This is a genomic window from Sphingomonas sp. NFR15 (genome assembly GCF_900103265.1).
Classification (GTDB): domain Bacteria; phylum Pseudomonadota; class Alphaproteobacteria; order Sphingomonadales; family Sphingomonadaceae; genus Sphingomonas; species Sphingomonas pollutisoli.
Genome location: NZ_FMWX01000003.1, coordinates 1 through 17,147, shown reverse-complemented (window position 1 = coordinate 17,147; position 17,147 = coordinate 1). Strand labels below are relative to the sequence as shown.

Below are 17,147 nucleotides of genomic sequence, written 5' to 3'. Positions count from 1 at the left end.
GCGCTCAGTGCGGCCGCAAGACCGGCGCACGCAATTCGACGTCGCTCACCACCGGGCCAGGCTGGCTGTGATCGACCTTGTACAGCACGCTGGTTCCGTCGCGCCAAATCTCGACCAGCCCGGTCGCGAGCCGCGGATCGTAGGCGGGCGGCTGGATCAGCCATACATAATCGAACGCATCGCGCGGGAAACGTGCCAGTGACGTCGAGATCGGTCGCCACCATTCGCGCGGGCATTGCACCGCCGTCACGATCTCTGATGGATCGTGCGCGTAGCGCTTGGCCTTGGCATATTGCGTCGTGAGCAATTGCGCACCGGCCATTGACCATTGATCGTTGGAATAGGCCATCCGGCGCTCCAGCGCGATCGCCGGCAGATGTTCGAGCCGCGAGGCGGTCCAGTCGCCATAGCATTTCTCGCCGACGAACGAGACCAGCCGCGCGCCGACCGGCACATGATCGAGCGCTTTCAGCTCGCGCTCGTAGCTCTGCGCGTAGATCCAGAAACTCGCCGTCGTCGCTGCGATGCGCACGAGGAAGAAGCTGAGGCCGAGCGTCGCCAGCACCCACGTTCCGAGCACCGACAAATCGGTCTTGGGGCGGATCGCGATCACCGCCATCGCCAGCATGAACGGCACCAGCCGCATGTCGGCATAGGCCGATCCGAACACGATCCGCGGCAGCAGGATGTAGACGAGCAGCAGGAATGCCGCCGACAGCGCGAGGTTGCGCGAATATTGGATGCTCGGATCGCGCACCGCGCGCACCAGGATCATCAGCACCACCGCGACGCTGGCGATATCGAGCAGCTCCCACCGGTCGCGGAAGGTCATCACCAGCCAGCCGATCTTGGCGCGCCAGTTGAACCAGTCGGTGGTCTGCCCGCCGACATGATCGCCGCTGCGCCAAAAGATCATCAGCACCATCGGCAGCGCGAGCGGCACGCAGGCCAGCCCGGCGCGGATCAACGCCGTGTGCCAGCGATGCCCGGCATCGTGCTGGCGGATCAGTTCGGCCGAGAAGGCGAGCACGCCGAGCGTCCCCCAGCCGAACGTGTGGCACAGCCACAGCAGGCACGAGATCGGCACGAAGATCGCCGCGCGCAGCCGCACATGCCCGAGCCGCGCCATCCTGAGCCACAGCGCGAACAGGTTGAGCGCGATCACCATCGACAGCTCGAAATTGACGAAGCCGAAATGGAACGGATAGCTGTAGGCGAGCGGCAGCGCGAACAGTGCGGTGGCGGGAATACGACCGTGCACCTCGCGCGCGATCCACAGCAACCCGGACACCATCAACGCGGGGATCGCCATCACGATCAGCTTCACGCCCAGTTCGAGCCCGAAGATTTTCGACATCGGGATGATGAGCAGATCGATGCCAAGGTTGCCGATCAGCGACCAGTTGAAATCATACCATTCCTTGAGGAACGGATGATCGGCGATGGCGAGCTGCACGCGGAAGCGGCCCATATGGCCGGGCAGATCGACCAGCGGCGGAATCTCGGGGCGCAGCAGGGGGATGACGGCGACCAGCGTCGCGACGATCACGAACAGACGTGTCTGCCACCAACGCGGCGCTTGCTGGGGTTCGACCATCCGCGCGCTTCTAACGGGCGTCGGGCGGGTGCGACAAGCCGGCTTGCGAAACTGTCACGCCGAAATCGCGCGCCTCCGCGGCACTGGCGACGCCAGCGACGCTGCGGATCGCGAGGAACGCGAGCGCGGCCCATGCCACCTCGCCGCGCCGGCGCAGTTTCACGCGTGCGTTGCAGCGGATCGACAGCAAGGCGAGGGCGATCGCCGCGGGCGCGATCGCTGTGTCCACACCATTTGGCGCGGCGATGAAGACAACCACCAGCGCAAAGCCAGCCGCGACGAGCATCGGCGCGTGGACGAACCGCCGGTCACGGTAGCTTTTGTGGATCACCAGCGCGACGACGATCATGCAAGCCGCATCTAAGATCGGCCAGTGGTTGCCAAGCGCCATCGTTAGCCATCCCGGCTTGACCGCGAGGCTCCCCAGCCAATCGTCGGGGCCGCCTAGCCGCCACGTCGGAAGCATCACGAGCGGCGGCGCGAGCGGCAGGCAGGCGCGCGCGGCGCGCCACCCGCACGCGCTCCACGGGCGACGCAAACCCTCCCGCTCGACGGCGCGTTCGCGCGCGAGTTCGGCTGCGAAGACCGTTGCGAGCAGGCACAGCCAGCCAGTCGCGTCCGCAGCGTAGATCAGGCCCGAGAGCAGGGCGAACGCCGCCGCGCGCGGCCACGGCCACCGCGCGAGACGCAGCCAAAGCGCGAAGCCGGCGAGTGTCAGCGTTTGGCCAGGAGTGCTGAAACGGTCGGCGAAGGGCAGCGCGAAATAAGCGCTCGGCTGGATGCGGCCATGCGCGACGCGCGACAGCCACACCATTGCCGCCGCGCTCAGCACGGGCATCGCGCTCAGCGCCGACGTGAACCCCGCCGCCGCCAGCGACGGTGCGGCGACCAGCAGCAGCGCGAGCGCGATGCACCACCACGTCTCCCACCACGGGCGCGGCGGGATGCGTGTGGCCGCCTCTACGGTCAGGGTTCGCGTGGCCAACGCCGGTCAGTCCAGCGATACCGCGAACCCCGGCATTGCCTCAGCCGTCGCGGCGGCCGAGCAGCCGCAGCCGCAACGCGTTGAGCTTGATGAAGCCGGCCGCGTCGCGCTGGTCGTAGGCGCCCTGATCGTCCTCGAAGGTGACGACCTTCTCCGAATAGAGCGAATAGGGCGACTTGCGGCCCGTCACCGACACATTGCCCTTGTAGAGCTTGAGCCGCACCGTGCCGGTCACCTTCGCCTGGCTGTGATCGACGGCGGCCTGGAGCATCTCGCGTTCGGGCGAGAACCAGAAGCCGTTATAGACCAGCTCGGCGTAGCGCGGCGCGAGTTCGTCCTTGAGGTGCGCCGCGCCGCGATCGAGCGTGAGTTGCTCGATGCCACGATGCGCGAGGTGATAGATCGTGCCGCCCGGCGTCTCGTACATGCCGCGCGACTTCATCCCGACGAAGCGATTCTCGACCAGATCGAGCCGGCCGATGCCGTGCTTGCGGCCGTATGCGTTGAGCGTTTCGAGCAACGTCGCCGGCGACATCGCCTCGCCGTTAATCGCGACGCCATCGCCGCGCTCGAAATCGATCGTGATGACCTCGGGCGTGTCGGGCGCGTCCTCGGGATTGACCGTGCGCGAATAGACGTAGTCGGGCACTTCCTGCCACGGGTCTTCGAGCACTTTGCCCTCGGACGAGGTGTGCAGCATGTTGGCGTCGGTCGAGAACGGCGACTCGCCGCGCTTGTCCTTGCTCACCGCGATCTGGTGCTGTTCGGCGAATTCGATCAGGCGGGTGCGGCTGGTGAGATCCCACTCGCGCCAGGGCGCGATCACCTTGATATCGGGCGCGAGCGCGTAATAGCCGAGCTCGAAGCGGACCTGGTCGTTGCCCTTGCCGGTCGCGCCGTGGCTGACCGCATCTGCGCCGACCATCTTGGCGATCTCGATCTGGCGCTTGGCGATCAGCGGCCGCGCGATCGAGGTGCCGAGCAGGTACAGCCCCTCGTAGAGCGCGTTGGCGCGCATCATCGGGAAGACGTAATCCTTGACGAATTCCTCGCGCAGATCGTCAATGAAGATATGCTCGGGTTTCACGCCGGCGAGTTCGGCCTTCTTGCGCGCCGGCTCGAGTTCCTCGCCCTGGCCGAGATCGGCGGTGAAGGTGACGACCTCGCAATTATACGTCTGCTGGAGCCACTTCAGAATCACCGAGGTGTCGAGGCCGCCCGAATAGGCGAGGACGACGCGTTTGATCTGATCGGACATGCGGACTCCGGCGAAGGGGAAAATCGCCTGCGCCTCTAGGCGGCGCTCGCCCGCTTCGCAACCGTGATGCGCGCGGCGAGGCCGGGGAGGAACGCGCCCAGCGCCATCGCACGATAGGCATAGCCCGCGATCAGCGCCAGCCACAGCCCGGTCGCGCCATATGGGCGTAGCAACAGATCGGTGCCGATATAGGCAGTGGTCGAGGCGATCGCGGCGTTGCGCAGCGCGCGCCCCTCGGTCGCGCCGATGAACACACCGTCGAGCAGCCACGCCGGCACGCCGATCAGCGGGACGAGCGCGACCAGCGGCACCAGCGCATAGGCGGCGTGGCGGACGTCCACGCTCGCCACCAACGCATCGATCATCGAGCCGCCGCCGAACGCGACGATGATGGCGAAGGCCGCGGCGGCGGCGAGGCAAAACTCTCCGACCAACCGGATCGCGCGCCAGAAGCGCTCGCGCGATCCGGCGCCTATCGCCTGACCGATCCGTGATTCGGCGGTGAAGCAGAAGCCGTCGAGCACGAACGCCGAGATCGAGACGAACTGCATCAGCACCTGATTGGCGGCGAGTTGAGTCGCACCCAGCCGCGCGCCGGCATTGGCGAACCAGGTGAACATCACCAGCAAGGCGATCGTGCGGATCATGATGTCGGCGTTGACCACGAGCAGCCGCCGCATCGCGGATGCCGCGAACAGACCGGCGCCGCGCAGCCCCGCACGGCCGGTCGGCCCAAGCCGCCCCGATACGATCACCAATCCGCATGCGAATGCGATCCAGTCCGCCGCCGCCGTGCCCAGGCCGACACCGCGCACGCCCCAGTGAAAATGCCACACGAACAGCACGTCGAGCACGATGTTGGCGAGGTTGGCGACGATCTGGATCACCAGCGCCTCCCGCGTTTGCCCCAGCCCAAGCAGCCAGCCGTTGATCGCGTACACGCCGAGCAGCGCGGGTGCGCTGAGGAAGCGCGCGGCCAGGAACGCCCGCGCCGCCCGGTCGATATCGGCGCCTCCTGCGAGGATCGCAAAGGCCGCCGGGATCAGAACCACCTGCAGCGCGAGCAGCGCCGCGCCGAAGCCCAGCCCCATCACCACGCCGCGCGCGAGCAGCGCCGCCACCTCCGCGTGATCGCCCGCGCCGTGCGCCTGCGCGGTGAGTCCCGTCACGCCCATGCGCAGGAAGCCGAAGCTCCAGAAGAAGAAGTTGATGACGGTCGCGCCAAGCGCCACGCCCGCCAGCGCCACGGTGTCGCCAGTGCGGCCGATCACGGCGGTATCGACGAGTCCGACCAAGGGTATCGTCGCCTGGCCAAGCATGATCGGCCAGGCCTGCGCGAAGATCGCGCGGCGGGTAAGCGAGGCGTTCATGATCTCGGCGATACGGTGGTTCGATGCGTAAAACTACCGTTCGTGCTGAGCGCAGTCGAAGCACGTGCCTCGAACGCTTGCGCCCGTGGCACGCCCTTCGACTTCGCTCAGGGCGAACGGCGGGATAGGCGGGTGTCGCTAGTCCGCGTCAGATCGCCAAACCGTTCGTGCCGTGCGCCGTCGACGCACCAGCGCAAGTGCCTCGACTACGCTCGGGGCGAACGGCTTGGCGCTACTTCTTCGAGGTATCCCCGCCGCGCCACGCACGTTCGAAGGGAAGCCGCCATGCATGTGGGGCGATGAGCTGATGGATCGACTTCGGCCCCCACGAACCCGGCTCGTACAGCCGCACCGGCGGCGGATTCTCGAGCAACGGCGTCGAGACCTGCCACAGCCGCTCGATTCCCTCGGCGGTGGTGAACAGCGTCCGATCGCCGCGCATCGCGTCGAGGATCAGGCGCTCATAGGCTTCGAGCACCTCGTCGATGCGCCCGGTTTCCTGTAACGCGAACTGCATGCTGAGCTTGTCGAGCCGCATCCCCGGCCCCGGCCGCTTGCCATAGAAGGACAGCGACACGCGCGAGGCATCGGCGAGGTCGAAGGTCAGATGGTCCGGCCCCTGCGAGCCGACGCCGGAGCCGGCCGGGAACATGCTCTTGGGCGGCTCGCGAAACGCGATCGAGATGATCCGCTGCCCCTCTGCCAGCTTCTTGCCGGTGCGCAGATAGAAGGGCACGCCGGCCCAGCGCCAGTTGTCGATCTGGCATTTGAGCGCGATAAACGTCTCGGTATCCGATTCGGGATCGACGCCTTCCTCGCCGCGATATCCGACATATTGGCCGCGCACGACATCATGCGGGTCGAGTGGCAGCATCGAGCGGAAGACCTTGTTCTTCTCCTCGCTGATCGGGCCGGGTTCGAGCGCGGTGGGCGGCTCCATCGCCATGAAACCGAGGATCTGGAACAGATGCGTCACCACCATGTCGCGGAACGCGCCGGTGCTCTCGTAGAAGCCGATGCGCTTGCCGAGGCCGAGCGTCTCGGGGACATCGATCTGGACGTGATCGATGAAGTTGCGATTCCAGATCGGCTCGAACAACCCGTTGGCGAAGCGGAACGCGAGGATGTTCTGGGCCGGTTCCTTGCCGAGAAAATGGTCGATGCGGAAAATCTGCTCTTCGGCGAAAATCTCGTGCAGTTTCGCGTTGAGATCGACCGCGCTGGCGAGATCGGTGCCGAACGGCTTCTCCATCACCACGCGCGACTTCTCGACCAGTCCGGCGGCCCCAAGCATCCGCGCGCTCGACAGAGCCGCGTTCGGCGGGACGCTCAGATAATGGAGCCGGCGGCTCTCGGTGCCGAGGCTCTGCTCGGCGGCGAGCACGACCTCACGCAGCTTTTCGGGGCCGGCGGCGATCGGCAGATAATCGAGCAAAGCGGCGAACGCGGTCCATTCGGCATCGTCGATCGGCCGGGTGCGGAACTCGTCGAGCGCGGCACGCGTGAAGATGCGGAACGCATCGGCATCCATTTCGTCGAGCGACATGCCGATGATCCGGCAATCGGGAATGAACCCTTCGCTGATGAGGTGGAACAGCCCCGGCAGCAGCTTGCGCCGCGAAAGATCGCCGGTCGCACCGATCAGCACCACCACCTGCGGGAATTTCGGGCCGACCGAAAGAGAAGCCTTCGACATTCGTATATTCGTCCCGCCGTGCGTCCATGAGACCGCTCAACGCACCCTCGCCCGATCGGATGCATGTCGCATCTCGGTCGCCCTTGGAGCGCATCGCTTGCGGCAGATCAATCGGGATTCGGTGCGTGCGGAAATTGCGCTGTCAGGAAATCAAGCACCGCACGCACTCGCACCGGCATGCGCAAGGGGGCGTAGCGATGCGCGACGGACAGCGTCAGCGGCGCTATGTCGTAGCCGCACAACACAGGACGTAGCGTGCCGCGCGCGATATCGCCGCTGACCTGGATCTGCGGGAGCAAGCCGATGCCCAGGCCGCTCGCCACCGCCCGGTACACGGCCTCGCTGCTGTTGGCGCGAAACGGCCCACCTACGCGCCAGCTTTCGCCGGCGATGTCCCATGTCGCGCGCGCCGGGCCGTAGCCATAGGCGATGCAGGCGTGGGCAAGCAGATCGGCCGGCGTAGCCGGCGCGCCCCGCGCCGCGAGATAGGTGGGCGCCGCGACCAGCACGCGCGCGATCCGGCCGAGCGGGCTGGCATGAGCCGCTTCGGGCACTGGATCGCCGACCCGTACGGCAAGGTCCAGCCCCGCTTCGTCGAGACTGTCCTGCCAGTCCGCGATCGCGAATTCGATCCGCAGTTCGGGGTGGCGCGCGTTGAGCGCCACGATCCGCTCGGCGTAGTGCAGCCCAAGCGCGGTCGTGACGCCCACGCGCACCACGCCGCGCGCGCGCGCCGCGGCCCCGAGATCCGCTTCGGCATGGTCTATCTCCTCGATCACGGCGCGGGCATGATCGAGCAGCCGCTCGCCATCACGCGTCAGGGCGATCCGGCGCGTGGAGCGTAGCAGCAAACGCGCGCCGAAATGCGCCTCGAGCTGATCGATTCGGCGCGCGATCGTGGTATGACTGGCGTGGCTCTGCGCCGCGACGGTCGAGAAGTTCCGCCGCTCGGCGACTTGGACGAACGTGCGGAGGTTCTGAACGAGATCGGACATTTGCACGGATATCGCACAAGTAATGGACTCATTATAGCTATTGTCTTTGTTTTCGCACAGGCGACATGAGGTTCATCCGGCCCCCAAACAGACCGGTATCGAGGAGATGATCGAAATGTCCGACCGGATCGCTCACCCCGGATTGCGCGCACGGATCACCAGCGCCGAACGGGCGGCCGCACTGATCGACCACGGTATGACCGTCGGCATGAGCGGCTTCACCGGATCCGGCTACCCCAAAGCGGTGCCGATGGCGTTGGCCGCGCGGATCGAGGCCGAGCATGCGGCCGGCCGCCCGATGCGTGTGCGGGTGTGGACCGGCGCTTCGACCGGACCGGAACTCGACGGCGCGCTGGCCCGCGCCAACGGCATCGAACTGCGGCTGCCATATAATTCCGATCCGATCGCACGCGACCGCATCAACCGCGGCGAGATGGACTATCTCGACATGCATTTGAGCCAGGTCGCGCCAATGGCATGGCAGGGCTTTCTGGGGCCGCTCGACGTCGCGGTGGTGGAAGTGAGCGCGATCCGCCCCGACGGCTCGCTGGTCCCGTCCTCGTCGGTCGGCAACAACAAAACCTGGCTCGACCGCGCGCAGAAGGTCATCCTCGAGGTCAACCGCTGGCAGAACCCCGCGCTCGAAGGGATGCACGACATTTATTACGGCACCGCGCTGCCACCGCACCGCGTGCCGATCCCGTTGGTTCGCGCCGACGACCGGATTGGCGAGCCCTATTTGCGCTGCGACCCGGACAAGATCGTCGCGATCGTTGAGACCGACGCGCCCGACCGTAACGCGCCCTTCTCGCCGCCCGATGCCGCCGCGACGGGAATCGCCGGGCATCTGCTGGAGTTCCTCGGCCATGAGGTGACGAAGGGGCGCTTGCCCGAATCGCTGCTGCCGCTGCAATCGGGCGTCGGCAACATCGCCAACGCGGTGCTCGCCGGGCTGGTGGACGGGCCGTTCCACGATCTCACCGCCTATACCGAGGTGATTCAGGACGGCATGCTCGATCTGCTCGACAGTGGCCGCCTGCGCATCGCCTCGGCGACCGCCTTCTCGCTCAGCCCGGAAGCGGCGGCGCGGCTTAATGCGGAGATGGGGCGCTACCGCGACCGCATGATCCTGCGCCCGCAGGAGATCAGCAACCATCCCGAACTGATCCGCCGGTTGGGCTGTATCGCGATGAACGGGCTGATCGAGGCGGACATCTACGGCAACGTCAATTCGACCTGCGTGATGGGATCGCGAATCCAGAACGGCATCGGCGGCTCGGGCGACTTCGCGCGCAACGCCTATGTGTCAATCTTCATGACGCCCTCCACCGCCAAGGGCGGCAAAATCTCGGCGATCGTGCCGCAGGCGGCGCATGTCGACCACATCATGCAGGATGTCGCAGTGGTGGTGACCGAACAGGGGCTGGCCGATCTGCGCGGCCTCAGCCCCAGGCACCGTGCCCGGCTCGTGATCGAACGATGCGCCCACCCGTCTTACCGAGATGCGCTGACCGACTATTACGAGCGGGCGCTGACGAAATCCTACGGCCTGCACGCACCGTCGCTGCCAAGCGAGGCGCTGTCCTGGCATCAGCGCTTCATCGACACCGGGACGATGCAGCCGGCCTGACGGACTTAGTCGAGGTTAGGCCGCAGCCAGCGCTTCGCCGTATCGAGATCGACCCCGCGCCGCGCGGCATAATCGACGACCTGATCCTCGCCGATCCGCGCCACGCCGAAATATTCCGCCTGCGGGTGGCCGAAATAGAAGCCCGACACCGCCGCGGTCGGCAGCATCGCGAAGCTTTCGGTGAGGCTCGCGCCGGTATTATGGTGCGCGTCGAGCATCTTGAACAGCATCGTCTTGAGGCTGTGCTCGGGGCAAGCGGGATAGCCGGGCGCGGGGCGGATGCCGCGATATTGCTCTCGGATCAGCGCCTCGTTGGTGAGCTGCTCCTCGGGCGCATAGCCCCACAATTCGGTGCGGACGTGCTGGTGGAGCCGCTCGGCGAACGCCTCGGCGAGACGATCGGCGAGCGCTTTGAGCAGGATGTCCGAATAATCGTCGATGGCCGCCTTGAAGCGCGCGAGATGCGGCTCGATGCCGTGGATCGACACCGCGAAGCCGCCGATCCAGTCGCCCTTGGTATCGATGAAATCGGCGAGACACATATTGGCGCGGCCCTCACGCTTGGCGATCTGCTGGCGCAGGAACGGCAGGCGGAACACATCGGTGCCATCGACCAGGTTGAGCATGTCGAGGCCGATCAGCTCGTCGGCGTTGAAATCGCCCTTGGTATCGACGATCACGTCGTCTTCGTGGCGGGCGCAGACCCACAGCCCGGCGACGCCGCGCGCGGTCAGCCACTTCTCCTCGATGATGCGATCGAGCATCTTCTGCGCATCGGCGAACAGCGAGCGCGCGCTTTCGCCCACCACCGCATCGTCGAGGATCGCCGGATAATTGCCCGCCAGCTCCCACGCGCGGAAGAACGGCGTCCAGTCGATCACCTCGCGCAGATCCTTCAGATCCCAGTCGCGGAACACGTGCAGGCCGAGCTTGGCGGGCGCGGCCGGCTTGAGCGCCATGTCGGCGACGAACGGATTGGCGCGCGCCTTGGCGAGCGGGAGCAAATCGTTGTTACCCTTGTTGGCGCGGGCGATGCGGACCGCTTCGTAATCCTCGGCGGTCTTGGTGACGAACGCGTCCTTCTGCGTGTCGCTGACCAGGGTCGAGGCGACGCCGACCGCGCGGCTCGCGTCGAGCACATGGACGACGGGGCCGTCATAGGCGGGCGCGATCCGCAGCGCGGTGTGGACCTTCGAGGTGGTCGCGCCGCCGATCAGCAGCGGCATCGTCATGCCGGCGCGCTTCATCTCCTCGGCGACCGTCACCATCTCGTCGAGGCTCGGCGTGATGAGGCCGGACAGGCCGATCATGTCCGCGTCATTCTCGTTCGCCGCCTTGAGGATGTCGCTCCACGGCACCATCACCCCCATATCGACCACGTCGAAGCCGTTGCACTGGAGCACGACGCCGACGATGTTCTTGCCGATATCATGCACGTCGCCCTTGACGGTCGCCATGATGATCTTGCCCTTGCCGCGCGCGCCCGGCTCCTTCGCCGCCTCGATGAAGGGGAGGAGGTGCGCGACCGCCTTCTTCATCACCCGCGCCGATTTCACGACCTGCGGCAGGAACATCTTGCCCGATCCGAACAGATCGCCAACCACGTTCATGCCGTCCATCAGCGGGCCTTCGATCACCTCGATGGGCCGCGCGAACATCTGGCGGCATTCCTCGGTATCCTCGACGACATACAGGTCGATGCCCTTGACGAGCGCATGTTCGAGCCGCTTCTTGACGTCCCAGCCGCGCCATTCCTCGGCGGCCTTCTCGGCGACCGCGTCGGTGCCGCGGAAGCGCTCGGCGATCGCGATCAGCCGTTCGGTCGGGGTCTCGTCGGGGTTGCGGGCAGGGCGGTTGAGGATGACGTCCTCGCATGCCTCGCGCAGTTCGGGATCGATATCGTCATAGATGTCGAGCTGACCCGCATTGACGATCGCCATGTCGAGCCCGGCGGGGATCGCATGATAGAGGAACACCGAATGCATCGCGCGGCGCACCGGCTCGTTGCCCCGGAAGCTGAACGACAGGTTGGAGAGCCCGCCCGAGAAATGGACGTGCGGGCAGCGTTGCTTGATCTCCTTCACCGCCTCGATGAAGTCGACGCCGTAATTGTTGTGCTCCTCGATGCCGGTCGCGACCGCGAAGATGTTGGCGTCGAAGATGATGTCCTCGGGCGGGAAGCCGATGCTCATCAGCAGCTTGTAGGCGCGCTCGCAGATCTCGATCTTGCGTTGTTGCGTATCGGCCTGGCCGACCTCGTCGAACGCCATCACCACCACGGCGGCGCCATAGGCCATGCAGCGCCTGGCTTCGTGGAGGAACTTCTCCTCGCCCTCCTTCATGCTGATCGAATTGACGATCGGCTTGCCGCTCACGCATTTCAGCCCGGCCTCGATCACCGACCATTTCGACGAATCGACCATGAAGGGGATGCGCGCGATATCGGGCTCGGCGGCGATCAGCTTGAGGAAGGTCGTCATGGCATGCTCGGCATCGAGCAGCCCCTCGTCCATGTTGACGTCGAGCACCTGCGCGCCGCTCTCGACCTGCTGACGCGCGACCTCGATCGCGGCGGGGTAATCGCCCGCCATGATGAGCTTCTTGAAGCGCGCCGAGCCGGTGACGTTGGTGCGCTCGCCGATGTTGACGAAGGTGGTGGAGAGGTTGGCGGTCACGGGCAATTCCCAAATCGTCACCCCAGCGCACGCTGGGGTCTTGCAGTAACGGAGCGCGCCCATGCGGCGCGAGACCCTAGCTTGCGCTCGGGTGACGAGACGTAAGGTTATCCCGCCATCGTCATCGGCTCCAGCCCGGCAAGCCGTGTCACCACCGGCGCGACCGGGCGCTGGCGCGGCGGCAGGCCGGCGACGGCGCGGGCGATCTCAGCGATATGCGCCGGCGTCGAGCCGCAGCAGCCGCCGAGGATGTTGACCTGACCGGCATCGGCCCATTCCTTGACCAGCCCGGCCGTGGTCGCGGGCATTTCGTCATATTGGCCGAGTTCGTTGGGCAGGCCCGCGTTCGGGTACACCATGATGAGCGTGTCGGCGATGCCGGCGAGCGTCTTGACGTGCGGGCGGAGCTGCTCCGCGCCGAACGAGCAGTTGAGCCCGATCGTCACCGGTTTCGCGTGGCGCACCGCATGCCAGAACGCCTCGACCGTATGGCCCGACAAGTTGCGCCCGGACAGATCGGTCAGCGTCATCGACAGCATGATCGGCACGTCGCGGCCAAGCGCCTCGCCCGCCTCGATCGCGGCCATGATGCCGGCCTTGGCGTTCAAGGTATCGAACACCGTCTCGATCAGGATGAAGTCGGCGCCGCCTTCGAGCAGCGCATCGGTCTGCTCGCGGTACACGGCCTTGAGATAATCGAAGTCGATCTCGCGGAAACCGGGATCGTTGACGTCCGGGCTGAGCGACAAAGTCTTGTTGGTTGGCCCCACCGCGCCGGCGACGAAGCGGGGGCGGCCGTCCTTTGCCTGATATTCGTCGGCGATGCGCCGCGCGAGCCGCGCGCTTTCGATGTTGATGTCCTTGACGAGCGCCTCGGCGCCGTAATCGGCCTGGCTGATGACGTTCGCCGAGAAGGTGTTGGTCTCGGCGATGTCGGCCCCCGCCTCGAAATAGGCGCGGTGGATCGTCTCGGGCACCTCGGGCTTGGACAGCGCGAGGATGTCGTTGTTGCCCTTCTGGTCCTTGGCCAGCCCGAGATTGCCGGCGTAATCGGCCTCGGAGAGCTTCCAATTCTGGATCTCGGTGCCGAACGCGCCATCGGTGATGAGGATTCGCTTGGCGGCCTCGGCGAGCAGGGATTCACGTGGGGTCATCGTCTTTTTTCCTTCTCCCCTCCCGTCTACGGGAGGGGGCGGGGGAGGGCTTGTCCGGGAAGCGCGCCGTCAGTGGGCAGGCCCTCCCCTAGCCCCTCCCGCAAGCGGGAGGGGAATGGTTTACGCCGCTTCCGCGACCTTGGCGGGCACCTTCGCGCGCAGGCCGAGCATGTGGCAGATCGCGAAGCTCAGTTCGGCGCGATTGAGCGTGTAGAAATGCAGCGCGCGCACGTCGCCCGCATAGAGCTTGCGGCATAGTTCGGCGGCGAGCGTCGCGGCGATGAGCTGGCGCGCGGTGGCATGGTCCTCAAGCCCCTCGAAGAGCCGGCCGAGCCATGCCGGCACCTCGGTTCCGCACATCGCCGACATCTTCACGATGCTGGCGAAATTGGTGACGGGCATGATGCCAGGCACCATCTCGGCGGTGATGCCCGCCGCCACCGCACGATCGCGGAAGCGGAAGAAGGTTTCCGGCTCGAAGAAGAACTGGGTGATGCCGCGCGTTGCGCCGGCGTCGATCTTGCGCTTGAGATTGTCGAGATCGTCGCTGACCCCGCGCGAATCCGGATGGCATTCGGGATAGGCCGCGACCGAAATCTCGAACGGGTGAAGCCGCTTCAACCCCGCGACCAGATCGGCTGCGTTGGTATAGCCTTGCGGGTGCGGCACGAAGCCGTCCGCGCCCGGCGCATCGCCGCGCAGCGCGACGATGTGGCGAACCCCCGCCTGCCAATAGGCGTCGGCGATCGCGTCGATCTCGTCCTTCGACGCCTCGACGCAGGTGAGGTGCGCGGCGGCGGGCGTTCCCGTCTCAGACTGGATGCGCGCGACGGTGGCGTGGGTACGCTCGCGAGTCGATCCGCCCGCTCCATAGGTAACCGAGACGAAGCGCGGGCCGAACGGTTCGAGCGTCTTCACCGTCTCCCACAACGCCTCTTCCATCTTGGGCGTCTTGGGCGGGAAGAATTCGAACGACACGGCGGTGTCGCCAGCGACGTCGGCGAACAGCGGCGCCTCCAGCGCGCGGCGCGCCTCTTCGAGTTGCGAAACCGAGATCGTCATGCCGCCTTCACCTCTTGTACCGTGCGTTCGGCCGTCGCGCGCTTGCGCGCCAGCCAGAGTTTCACCGTCAGTTCGCCGCCTTCGAGCGTCTCGATTCGATCGGGGGCGAGACCGGCGGCGGCGAACCATGTCGTCATCTGCTCGTCGGAAAAGCCGAGCCGGGTGTGCGCGTCGCGCGTGCGCAGTTCCTCGCGATCATGCGGCGCGAAATCCGCGATCAGCAGCCGCCCGCCGGGGTTAAGCACGCGCGCCGCTTCGGTAATCGCCGCGCCGGGCTGCTGCGCGAAATGAAGGACATGGTGGACGATCGCGAGATCGGCGGCTCCGTCGGCGAGCGGCAGCGCGTAGAGATCGGCCTGGCGCAGCTCGGCATTGTCGATGCCGTGGCTCGACAATTTCGCGCGCGCGAGGCGGAGCATCTCGGAACTGCGATCGATCCCCAGCGCCTGTTCGGCGCGGCCGGCGAACAACTCGAGCATCCGCCCGGTGCCGGTGCCGATATCGATCAACTGGCCGATGCGCCCAGCACCGATCACCCCGTCAATCGCCGCCTCCACCTGCTCCTCGGCGATGTGGAGCGAGCGGATCGCGTCCCATTCGCGCGCATTCGCCTCGAACCATTGCGCCGCCGAGGCGGCGCGATCCGCGCGTACCGCGGCGAGGCGCGCGGCGTCGGCGGTCGCCCAATGATCGGCCTGGAGCGCGTTCCAAGCGTCCAGCGCATCGGCGACGGGCGAGACCCGGTCGGCGGACCCCAGTGCGACGAATACCCAGCTTCCCTCCTTGCGCCGTTCGGCTAGGCCAGCGTCGCACAGGATCTTGACGTGGCGGCTGACGCGCGGCTGGCTCTGCCCAAGCACCTGCGCGAGTTCGCCCACCGACAACTCCATCGAGCGCAGCAGCGCGAGGATGCGCAACCGCGTCGCGTCCGCCAGCGCGCGGAAGATGTCGAGAGCGATCGTCATGGCGGAAGCAGACATAAAGATATCTTTATATCAGGTCAATGACGCTCGAACTCGTGACGGACCTTCCCGCGATTGCGCGCGTTGTGCGGCTTCGATATCGCATATGACGCATCACGCCGGAGACCTGCCGCCATGAAGAAGATCGTCCTCGTCGCCCTCGCCGCGTCGCTCGCGCTGCCCGCGTGCAGCCAGAAGGCGCGGGATGAAAGCGCTCAGGCCGGCGACACGATCGCCGCCGATGCCAACGCGACGATGGCCACCGCCGCGAACAGCACGGAGGCAGCCGCCGACAAGGCGTTCGGATCGGCCGAGGCCACGCTCGACAATGCCGGCGACGCGATCGGCAACGCCGCCGATAAGGCCAAGGACAAGACGGGCCGGGCGCTCAAGGACGCCGGCAACGCGATCGAGGATTGATCGCTTGCGCCGCCCACTCGGCGCGCTTGCGCTGTTGCTCGCGCTGACCGGCTGCGGATCGGTCGCGTCCGCGCCCGGCGCGATGACGGGTGGCGAGGCGCAGGCGCTCAACGACGCGGCGATGATGCTCGATGCGAACAGCGTGAACGCCAATGTCGCCACCATCGTCGATGATAATCGGGATTAGACCATGAACGATCTCCGGCGTCTCGGCGCGACCGATTTTCACATCCTGCCACTGGTGCTCGGCGGCAACGTGTTCGGCTGGACCGCCGATCAGGCCGCAAGCTTCGCCGTGCTCGACGCCTTCGTTGCCGGCGGCGGCAGTCTGATCGACACCGCCGACGTCTATTCGCGCTGGGCCCCCGGCAACCAAGGCGGCGAATCGGAAGCGATGATCGGCGCATGGCTCAAGCGGAGCGGCAGACGCGACGACGTGCTGATCGCGACCAAGGTCGGCATGATGCCCACCGAGACAGGATCGCCGCTGTCGGCCGACGCGATCATCACCGGGTGCGAGGCATCATTGAAGCGGCTCGGTGTCGACACGATCGATCTATATTACGCGCACAAGGACGATCCCGAAGTGCCGCTCGACGAAGTGGCGGAGGCGTTCGCGTCGCTGGTCAAGGCTGGCAAGGTACGGGCGCTCGGTGCCTCCAATTACCACGCGGCGCGGCTGAAGGCGGCGGTCGATGCGGCGCGCGCGGCGGGGTTGCCGCATTTCCAGGTGCTCCAGCCCGAGTACAATCTCGTCAGCCGCCACCATTTCGAGGGCCAGCTTCAGGATTATTGCGTCGAACATAATATCGGCGTGCTGCCCTATTACGGGCTCGCCTCCGGCTTCCTCACCGGGAAATACCGCACGCCGGAGGACATGCGGCAAAGCGCGCGGGGCGGCGGCATGGCCGAGTTGATCGCGCGGAAATCGGGCGTGCTTGCCGCGATGGACGCGGTTGCCGACGAGACTGGCGCGACGCTTGCGCAGATCGCGCTGGCGTGGCTGACCGCGCAGCCCGGCGTCGTCGCACCGATCGCGAGCGCGACGAACGTGCAGCAGGTCGAGGATCTGCTCGGCGCGACGCGGCTCACGCTCGACACCGGGCAGCTCGACCGGCTGACCAACGCCGGCGCGTGATGGTCGCGGACTATACCCCTTCGGTGATGATCACCCGGTAGGTGGCGGCTTTGAGTCGGTGCTGCAACGCCGCCTGATAGCCGGGGCTTTGATACCAGGCCCGCGCCTCCTCCACGCTCGGGAACTCGAGCACGACGACACCGTCGGGCGCGGGGCCTTCGAGCGCATCGGCCGCGCCGTAGAAGGCCAGCCGCTTGACGTCGAA

15 protein-coding genes are annotated in these 17,147 nt (G+C 66.5%); 4 read left to right on the top strand and 11 right to left on the bottom strand.

The features are described from left to right. Window positions 1-4: 4 nt before the first annotated feature. The 6 genes from BLS81_RS08280 to BLS81_RS08255 form a co-directional block, all read right to left on the bottom strand. Window positions 5-1,597, bottom strand: a complete 1,593-nt coding sequence (locus BLS81_RS08280; RefSeq protein WP_093223024.1) for a hypothetical protein — start codon at window positions 1,595-1,597, stop codon at window positions 5-7. A gap of 10 nt (window positions 1,598-1,607) precedes the next feature. Further along, on the bottom strand, window positions 1,608-2,582 hold the full coding sequence (locus BLS81_RS08275) for a hypothetical protein (protein WP_093223023.1): 975 nt from the start codon (window positions 2,580-2,582) through the stop codon (window positions 1,608-1,610). Between the two features lie 40 nt (window positions 2,583-2,622). Beyond that, on the bottom strand, window positions 2,623-3,840 hold the full coding sequence (locus BLS81_RS08270; RefSeq protein WP_093223021.1) for an argininosuccinate synthase: 1,218 nt from the start codon (window positions 3,838-3,840) through the stop codon (window positions 2,623-2,625). Between the two features lie 35 nt (window positions 3,841-3,875). Beyond that, complete coding sequence (locus BLS81_RS08265; protein WP_093223020.1) at window positions 3,876-5,210, bottom strand: MATE family efflux transporter; 1,335 nt, start codon at window positions 5,208-5,210, stop codon at window positions 3,876-3,878. A 232-nt stretch (window positions 5,211-5,442) separates the two neighbouring features. Further along, the gene (gene zwf, locus BLS81_RS08260; protein ID WP_093223018.1) at window positions 5,443-6,906 is read right to left on the bottom strand and encodes a glucose-6-phosphate dehydrogenase; all 1,464 of its coding nucleotides are present in this window, start codon (window positions 6,904-6,906) and stop codon (window positions 5,443-5,445) included. Between the two features lie 107 nt (window positions 6,907-7,013). Continuing rightward, a complete protein-coding gene (locus tag BLS81_RS08255; protein ID WP_093223017.1) occupies window positions 7,014-7,901 on the bottom strand; it encodes a LysR family transcriptional regulator in 888 nt (295 codons plus the stop codon). Between the two features lie 115 nt (window positions 7,902-8,016). On the opposite strand from BLS81_RS08255, the gene BLS81_RS08250 reads away from it, so the two are divergent. Then, entirely contained in the window at window positions 8,017-9,531 is a 1,515-nt protein-coding gene (locus tag BLS81_RS08250) for an acetyl-CoA hydrolase/transferase family protein (protein ID WP_093223682.1), read from the top strand. Window positions 9,532-9,536: 5 nt separating this feature from the next. Here the strand turns inward: BLS81_RS08250 and metH are convergent, their stop codons facing one another. The 4 genes from metH to BLS81_RS08230 all read right to left on the bottom strand — a co-directional run bounded on the left by metH (window position 9,537) and on the right by BLS81_RS08230 (window position 15,387). Further along, a complete protein-coding gene (metH, locus tag BLS81_RS08245) occupies window positions 9,537-12,206 on the bottom strand; it encodes a methionine synthase (protein ID WP_256326138.1) in 2,670 nt (889 codons plus the stop codon). A gap of 107 nt (window positions 12,207-12,313) precedes the next feature. Then, window positions 12,314-13,360 carry a homocysteine S-methyltransferase family protein gene (locus BLS81_RS08240; protein ID WP_093223014.1) on the bottom strand — a complete coding sequence of 349 codons (1,047 nt, stop codon included), beginning with the start codon at window positions 13,358-13,360 and terminating at the stop codon, window positions 12,314-12,316. Window positions 13,361-13,480: 120 nt separating this feature from the next. Continuing rightward, complete coding sequence (metF, locus tag BLS81_RS08235; RefSeq protein WP_093223012.1) at window positions 13,481-14,422, bottom strand: methylenetetrahydrofolate reductase [NAD(P)H]; 942 nt, start codon at window positions 14,420-14,422, stop codon at window positions 13,481-13,483. After that, window positions 14,419-15,387, bottom strand: a complete 969-nt coding sequence (locus BLS81_RS08230; RefSeq protein ID WP_093223011.1) for an ArsR/SmtB family transcription factor — start codon at window positions 15,385-15,387, stop codon at window positions 14,419-14,421. The genes metF and BLS81_RS08230 overlap by 4 nt, the downstream gene beginning before the upstream one ends. Before the next feature lie 132 nt (window positions 15,388-15,519). On the opposite strand from BLS81_RS08230, the gene BLS81_RS08225 reads away from it, so the two are divergent. From BLS81_RS08225 to BLS81_RS08215, 3 genes are read left to right on the top strand one after another with little or no spacing between them, the layout of a single operon-like run. Then, entirely contained in the window at window positions 15,520-15,804 is a 285-nt protein-coding gene (locus tag BLS81_RS08225) for a hypothetical protein (RefSeq protein ID WP_093223009.1), read from the top strand. 4 nt (window positions 15,805-15,808) lie between these two features. Further along, the gene (locus tag BLS81_RS08220) at window positions 15,809-15,991 is read left to right on the top strand and encodes a hypothetical protein (RefSeq protein WP_093223008.1); all 183 of its coding nucleotides are present in this window, start codon (window positions 15,809-15,811) and stop codon (window positions 15,989-15,991) included. Window positions 15,992-15,994: 3 nt separating this feature from the next. Continuing rightward, entirely contained in the window at window positions 15,995-16,942 is a 948-nt protein-coding gene (locus tag BLS81_RS08215; RefSeq protein ID WP_093223006.1) for an aldo/keto reductase, read from the top strand. Window positions 16,943-16,952: 10 nt separating this feature from the next. Here BLS81_RS08215 and BLS81_RS08210 read toward each other — a convergent pair. Further along, window positions 16,953-17,147 (bottom strand): DUF1330 domain-containing protein (locus BLS81_RS08210; RefSeq protein ID WP_143023325.1); only part of this gene is annotated, 195 nt, incomplete at its 5' end.

Excerpts from the sequence above, each read along its gene's own strand:
- BLS81_RS08230 (WP_093223011.1), bottom strand. The coding sequence starts at position 15,387 with ATGACGATCGCTCTCGACATCTTCCGCGCGCTGGCGGACGCGACGCGG.
- BLS81_RS08280 (WP_093223024.1), bottom strand. The coding sequence starts at position 1,597 with ATGGTCGAACCCCAGCAAGCGCCGCGTTGGTGGCAGACACGTCTGTTC.
- BLS81_RS08250 (WP_093223682.1), top strand. The coding sequence starts at position 8,017 with ATGTCCGACCGGATCGCTCACCCCGGATTGCGCGCACGGATCACCAGC.
- zwf (WP_093223018.1), bottom strand. The coding sequence starts at position 6,906 with ATGTCGAAGGCTTCTCTTTCGGTCGGCCCGAAATTCCCGCAGGTGGTG.
- BLS81_RS08225 (WP_093223009.1), top strand. The coding sequence starts at position 15,520 with ATGAAGAAGATCGTCCTCGTCGCCCTCGCCGCGTCGCTCGCGCTGCCC.
- BLS81_RS08265 (WP_093223020.1), bottom strand. The coding sequence starts at position 5,210 with ATGAACGCCTCGCTTACCCGCCGCGCGATCTTCGCGCAGGCCTGGCCG.
- BLS81_RS08255 (WP_093223017.1), bottom strand. The coding sequence starts at position 7,901 with ATGTCCGATCTCGTTCAGAACCTCCGCACGTTCGTCCAAGTCGCCGAG.
- BLS81_RS08215 (WP_093223006.1), top strand. The coding sequence starts at position 15,995 with ATGAACGATCTCCGGCGTCTCGGCGCGACCGATTTTCACATCCTGCCA.
- metF (WP_093223012.1), bottom strand. The coding sequence starts at position 14,422 with ATGACGATCTCGGTTTCGCAACTCGAAGAGGCGCGCCGCGCGCTGGAG.
- BLS81_RS08270 (WP_093223021.1), bottom strand. The coding sequence starts at position 3,840 with ATGTCCGATCAGATCAAACGCGTCGTCCTCGCCTATTCGGGCGGCCTC.
- BLS81_RS08240 (WP_093223014.1), bottom strand. The coding sequence starts at position 13,360 with ATGACCCCACGTGAATCCCTGCTCGCCGAGGCCGCCAAGCGAATCCTC.